At 47.6% G+C, this 6,366-nt stretch carries 5 protein-coding genes; all 5 read right to left on the bottom strand.

Going from position 1 to position 6,366, the window contains the following annotated elements:
• Window positions 1–151: 151 nt before the first annotated feature.
• The 5 genes from IQ270_RS26845 to IQ270_RS26825 all read right to left on the bottom strand — a co-directional run bounded on the left by IQ270_RS26845 (window position 152) and on the right by IQ270_RS26825 (window position 6,258).
• Window positions 152–1,063, bottom strand: a complete 912-nt coding sequence (locus tag IQ270_RS26845; protein WP_193976208.1) for an ABC transporter permease — start codon at window positions 1,061–1,063, stop codon at window positions 152–154.
• A gap of 153 nt (window positions 1,064–1,216) precedes the next feature.
• A complete protein-coding gene (locus IQ270_RS26840) occupies window positions 1,217–2,347 on the bottom strand; it encodes a spermidine/putrescine ABC transporter substrate-binding protein (protein WP_193976207.1) in 1,131 nt (376 codons plus the stop codon).
• A 176-nt stretch (window positions 2,348–2,523) separates the two neighbouring features.
• Window positions 2,524–3,654, bottom strand: a complete 1,131-nt coding sequence (locus IQ270_RS26835; protein WP_193976206.1) for an ABC transporter ATP-binding protein — start codon at window positions 3,652–3,654, stop codon at window positions 2,524–2,526.
• A gap of 216 nt (window positions 3,655–3,870) precedes the next feature.
• Complete coding sequence (locus IQ270_RS26830; protein WP_228056740.1) at window positions 3,871–4,548, bottom strand: DUF4340 domain-containing protein; 678 nt, start codon at window positions 4,546–4,548, stop codon at window positions 3,871–3,873.
• 237 nt (window positions 4,549–4,785) lie between these two features.
• A complete protein-coding gene (locus tag IQ270_RS26825) occupies window positions 4,786–6,258 on the bottom strand; it encodes a Gldg family protein (RefSeq protein WP_228056739.1) in 1,473 nt (490 codons plus the stop codon).
• Window positions 6,259–6,366: the final 108 nt, after the last annotated feature.

Genomic DNA, 6,366 nt, shown 5'->3' with positions numbered 1-6,366 from the left:
GAATTGGGCAAACAGGCCCGCGCAGGGCATTGGGAATAGGAACTAACCAATAACCAATAACCAATAACCAATAACCAATAACCAATAACCAATAACCAATAACCAATAACCAATAACCAATAACTAATAACTAATAACTAATGACTACTGGCTAAACTGCATTACGATCGCCATATTTGAGCAAAAGGGCGATTCCGATACTCACTGCAAAGATTAATACCATACTTAGAGCCGAACCCAGCCCCCAATTTTGAGTCGCGCCCAAAAACTGATTGTAAATCAAACGAGCCGCCGTCATGCTCGAAGCCCCGCCCAGCAACTCGGGATCGACAAAATCGCCCAAACAGCTAATAAATACGAGCAAGGAGCCTGCTGCAATTCCCGGCATCGTTTGAGGTACTGTCACTTTCCAGAAAGTTTCTACTGGATTCGCGCCCAAATCTTGAGATGCTTCTAACAATCTGCGATCGAGCTTTTCCAAGGAAGCGTAGAGAATTGTCACGATATAGGGCAAATAGCTGTAAGCCATGCCGATGAGAACGGCGGAACTTTGATTTAACAATTCTAGAGGAGGGATGCCTACAAGGGCTAGGAGCGAGTTGAGAACGCCCGTAGGACGTAGAATTGTAATCCAAGCATACGATCGCAACAGCGAAGAAGTCCACAGCGGCAACACAAATCCCAATAATGTTAAATTCCGCCACTTGGGCGAGACATTGAGAGCGATCCAGTAAGCGACGGGAAATCCCAGCAGTAAGCACAGAATAGTCGTTCCCGTGGCAAAAAAGAGCGATCGACCCATTACCTGCAAATTCAGCGGCTCAAACACTCGCAGGTAGTTGTCAATCCCCGAAGGATTCACCAAATCTCCAGGCTTAATATTTGGTACCAAACTAAGCCGAAAAATTACGATAGTTGGTATTACTAATAATAAAACTAGGAACAAGCCAGAAGGGCCGAGCAATGCCAGCGGACCCGCCCAGGACGACCACGGGGAGACAGTTTCTGGCTTCAATGGAGAATTGGGAGGAATGGGAGGGGGAGCTTTGGTAGAAACAGCCATAGATAATTATTTTGAGTTTTTAACCGCTGATGAACGCGAATTAACGCGGATATAATACGGATAGAGTGGACGCTCGGCTGTGCGGGGGCGAGTTTGTGTAAAATTTGGGTGAGAGTCAGACATTCTGTGTAAAAATCGGCCGGAGAGTGACGTTCAGCCGCTGGTTAATTTAGTCCAATAGCGATCGTACACTTCCATAAATTTCCCTACCGGAGCCACACCTTCGCAATTTTTCAAAACAGCTTCCGAAGGGAAGAGAATCTCGTTTTCGCGGACTTCCGGCGCCAGCAAACTAAAAGCATCTTCCGAAGGAGTTGAAAAACTCAGCCGTTCGACTAAAGAAGCAGCGATATCGGCTTGCAGCATAAAGTTAATCCATTTATAAGCTGCTTCTGGATTGGGAGCACCTTTGGGAATTACTAAAGTGTCTGTCCACAAAGAAGAACCGCTTTTGGGGACGACATATTTCAATTTATCGTTATCTGGAATTACTTCATTAGCATCAGAAGAATAACACATGGCTACCTTCAAATCCCCTGTCAGCATTTGCGGCCGCCAAGCGTCTGTTGTAAAAGATGCGATCGCGGGTTTGAGTTCCACCAACTTTTCGTAAGCTTTTTTGACTTGTTCTGGGTTAGTAGAATTCAGGGAATAGCCAAGCATCCGCAACGCAGCGCCCATGACTTCTCGAACATCGCTCGCTAGCGTCATTCGTCTTGTTAACTCCTGTTTGTGTTGCCACAAATAGTTCCAATCTTCAGGAGCTTCTGTGAGTTGTTCGCTGTTGTAAATCAAGCCTGTGGTTCCCCAGCTCAAAGGGACGCTGTAGCGGTTTCCTGGGTCATAGACAGGGTTTTGGAACTGTTTTTTTAGTCGATCGAGTCCGCCCAAAATCGAGTGGTCTAATTTAGTCAACAGCCCCTGTTCCGTCATCTGAACCACCATGTAGTCAGACGGGTAAATGATGCTGTAGGCGCGGCCTCCGCCGGCTTGAACTCTAGCCAGCATCTCTTCGTTGGAACTAAACACATCGGCCACTACGCGAATGCCTGTTTTTTCGGCAAAGCGATCGAGCAAAGCTTTATCGGTATAGCCAGCCCAAGTATAGAGGAAAAGTTGGTCGGCTGCACCTTGGACAGGAGGAGCAGATTGTACGTCGGCCAGTCGCCAGCCGCAACTCGAAACAGCTAACCCGGAAATTGTCGCCGCCGAATTTTTTAGGAACTGACGGCGTGTGGAATTAGCCGGGAAAATCCTGGAAATTGGTAAATTAGTCGGAGGCACAGTTAGATTTTAGATTTTAGATTTTAGATTTTAGATTGGGGAATTGGAAATTGGAAATTGGGGATTGGCCGAACAGGGAATTGGGCATTGGCCGAACAGGGAATTGGCCGAACAGGGCATTAGGCATTCTCCCATTTTCCCCCTCTCCCTATCTCCCTATCTCCCCCTCTCCCTCATTAGGATCGATCGCCCAAAGCGAGACAATCAGTAGTTCCCCAGTAAGCGTAAATCGGCGTGTTCTGGTCTGGGAAAGAACCGCCGCTATTTGGCTGCCGCACCGTAATTTTATCGCCCGACACCAACTCAACCACGTAATGAACGTGCGTTCCCATGTACATTGTATTTTTGAGCCGCCCTTCAAAACAGTTGACCGAAACTTCCGGCTGGTAGAGATTCAAGTACACTTTTTCGGGCCGGACGCTGACCACTACAGAGTCGCCGGTGACACCACTCCACATATCTGACTGCTGAACGACTATTTTCAGATTGGTTGATGTGTGAACTGTGATCGTCGATCGGTCCATTGACTCCACCGTACCAGAAAACAAATTCGTATCCCCAATAAAATCCGCCACAAAAGCCGTCTGCGGGCACTCATAAATTTCTTCAGGAGAACCAATTTGCTCAATCCTGCCCTCGTGCATCACCGCAATCCGGTCAGAAAGACTCATCGCCTCTTCTTGGTCGTGAGTCACCATCACAAAAGTCAAACCCAATTCTTGATGCAAATTCGACAGTTCCAACTGCATCTGCTTCCGCAACTTCAAATCCAGCGCACCGAGGGGTTCATCCAGCAGCAGAACCGCCGGTCGATTTACCAGAGCTCTCGCCAAAGCCACCCGCTGCTGCTGGCCGCCCGACATTTGACCGGGAAACCTGTGGGCGAAAGATTCCATTTTCACCAATTGCAAAACTTCTTGTACCCGTTCTTCAATTTCCGTTTTCCCCAATTTTTTAATCCGCAATCCAAAAGCGATATTGTCCCAAACATTCATGTGTCCGAACAAAGCGTAGCTTTGAAACACGGTATTTACCGGACGGCGGTAAGCTGGAGTGTTGGTCATCGACTGGCCGCGAATCATCAATTCGCCCGCCGATGGAGTCTCGAAGCCAGCGATTAAACGCAGCGTCGTAGTCTTGCCGCAGCCGGAAGGGCCCAGAATGCTAAAAAATTCTCCTTGTCGAATGCTGATGTCAACTCCGCGGACTGCGGTTTCGCCGTTAAATACTTTAAAGACCTTGCGGAGTTCAACGTCAAGCGCTGTATCCGTTGCTGTCGTACCTTGGTTTAGTGCTGTCTGAAACATATTCGCCCTTTCCTGGGGTTAATGCACGTCGCTTGAATACAGTTTAACTTTAGACTTTTCTGTATTTTAGGCGAGGAATGTTCGATGTAACAGGTTTTGGGATTTGTTCTTTAAATTCTATCTCAGAGTGCACCATTCTCAGCAACAGGCTGTCCGGTCTGTTCTACAAAGGCTTATTGACAACGGTACAGCATCTGAGAGCGATCGACCTGCCATCTATTGATTCTCAGGACTTGGCTCGGGAGATGGTGTTTGCGGTTTGTCTGTTTTGGGTGCTGGTGCTTTTTTCCATTCTGACAAAGGTCGCCCGACGGCATTTTTAAAGTCAAAAGGCACTAGCAGCACGGGCAAATTTTCGGCTGAATTTTGTTGAGGTGGTGCTTCCCCCGGATTGGCTCTAGCGTACAAGAAGCGGCCGCTAAAGTCTGTTTTGCCTAAAACTAGGCGGTGAGTTTCCTGATTGTCCAGCTTGACTGTGACTGTAGCTTGGGGTTGGTCGAGACCGAATTCAGGGAGTTGAGCAGCGGTGATATTAATCGTGCGATCGCTTTTTCCTGTTGCCAGCCTGTCTAGCAAAAAATCCACCGATGCCTGACTCGCGTGTGCTTGCACTGGCAATTTCATTTCCCAACTAGACTTGCCTCCTTTTGTAGCATAAACTCGCTCAAAAGTCAAGATTATTTCCGGAGTTTTTACTGTAAAGAATTGTACGCGATCGGACTTAAAATTAAAAATTTTTTGTTTTTCATCCTTCGCCGCTTCCTGCCTCGGAGACACCTGGGTCTCGTACAAAGAAACTAGCCCAATCATGCTAAATGCGACGGCTATCAATACTAATGTATTTTTCTGCAATTTCATAATAACTGGGAATTGGGCAAACAGGGCATTGGGCATTGTTGACTGTTGACTGTTGGCTGCTGACTGTTGATTAATGTTATTGGTTAGATCATTTCCCGTAACACCGTCATGTGATGTTGACTGTTGACTGTTCACTGTTTACTGTCAACAGTCAACAGTGAACTCGAATTTACTATTCCGATGAAGAGAGGATTTGATATTATTTGTTATTAGCCACAGCAAAGGATTAACAATTGCCCGCTGACAACAGTCAACAGTCAACAGTCAACTAATTTATCTTCTTTTCCACCAGATAGTGCCGCCAATTACCAGTCCTAGTAAAGGCCAAATTAGCCAAGCTAAAACCAACCATCCTACTTGGACAGCAGTCATATTAATGCGGCGGTTAGTAGATTTTTTGGGACTGATAGAAAAGCTTTGCTGGTCTGGTTTACTCAACCAACTAACAGAGTTGATAAACACGTCGCTATTGAGTTGTTGTTCAAACCAACCGTTAGTCACAAATTGAGATGTGCCAATTACTACCATTCGTGCTGTTTTTTGAGAACCTGATGGTACAGAAAGATTTGTGGTTGGGTTCGGAGATGGTGTGGGAGATGATGTGGGAGATGTTGTGGGTGTTGGTAAACCTTCGGCAGATGGTGTGGGAGATGATGTGGGAGATGTTGTGGGTGTTGGGGAAGTCGTCGGCAATACTGGAGGCGTAGCTTCTTGGGAGATAATTACCGAATAGCTAATCGGGGAAGCTGTCGGCGAAGTTGTTGGCGGTAGTGAATCTGTTGGCGAGGGCGAAGTTGTTGGCGGTAGTGAATCTGTTGGCGAGGGCGAAGTTGTTGGCGGTAGTGAATCTGTTGGCGGTAGTGAATCTGTTGGCGGTAGTGAATCTGTCGGCGAAGTTGTCGGCGAAGTTGTCGGCGAGGGCGAAGTTGTTGGCGGTAGTGAATCTGTCGGCGAGGGCGAAGTTGTTGGCGAGGGCAAGTCTGTCGGCGAAGTTGTTGGAGATGGCAAGCTTGTCGGCGGTAGTGAATCTGTCGGCGAGGGCGAAGTTGTTGGCGATGGGGAGGTTGTTGGCGATGGGGAGGTTGTTGGCGATGCCGAAGGCGAGGGTGAGGGATTTAAGGGAGTGCTGTCAGTGCCCGATCGCACTAAAGCTACACCTAATAATAGCGGGCCTTGGCGATCTGTCTTCGGATCGAACTCCAATTTCTTAGTCGTCAAATCGCTTTCCGCCCAACTTTCCTGACTCGTCCAAAGCAGCGGTTTTTCCTCTATCCCTGCTACTGGCGAGGTTTCCAAAGCACGCGCAAACGGATAAAACGAAATGCCGGTGCCGAAACTTTTAGTAATCGGATGTTCGCCGTAGCGCCTGACTGTGGGAACTGTCGGGCCCAGGCCAAATCTTTGACCGGTACCGGAAGCATCGATGACCAAACGGGTGTCTAGTTTTACGCCCCATTCTTGCAGAAATTTGTCCAATCCCGTATTAATTGCCGGGTCTACCATTAAGAATAAACTGCCGCCGCGATCGAGATAAGCTTTTAGTGCTTTAATTTCTGCATCGGGAAACGATTTTTCCGGTCCGGCAACGATTAAAGCATCTGCATCTTCGGGTACTTCTTTGCGTTCGGTCAAATTCAGCGCTTGGGCGTTATAGTATTTGTCTTTCAAAGCTTTTTGGGCTTGCTGAATTCCGCCTTGACCTTCTGTCAGCGGGCGTGTTCCTTTGTCAGGGTAAGCGCATCTCAAAGCCTATTGACAACAGGGTCTTGAGGCATCATCATGTGGAAATAAACAACTAGCGAGAACAGTCAGCATATAGTTATTATCCATAGCAGCCCGATGGGATTTTTGACG

Origin of the sequence: Microcoleus sp. LEGE 07076 (assembly GCF_015207455.1) — a bacterium.
In the GTDB taxonomy this organism is placed as follows: domain Bacteria; phylum Cyanobacteriota; class Cyanobacteriia; order Cyanobacteriales; family Microcoleaceae; genus Microcoleus.
Note: the sequence above shows the minus strand (reverse complement) of the source record. Positions and strands in the feature narration are given on the sequence as shown.

Coding starts and splice junctions, on each gene's coding strand:
- IQ270_RS26845 (WP_193976208.1), bottom strand. CDS start 1,063: ATGGCTGTTTCTACCAAAGCTCCCCCTCCCATTCCTCCCAATTCTCCA.
- IQ270_RS26835 (WP_193976206.1), bottom strand. CDS start 3,654: ATGTTTCAGACAGCACTAAACCAAGGTACGACAGCAACGGATACAGCG.
- IQ270_RS26830 (WP_228056740.1), bottom strand. CDS start 4,548: ATGCCCAATGCCCTGTTTGCCCAATTCCCAGTTATTATGAAATTGCAG.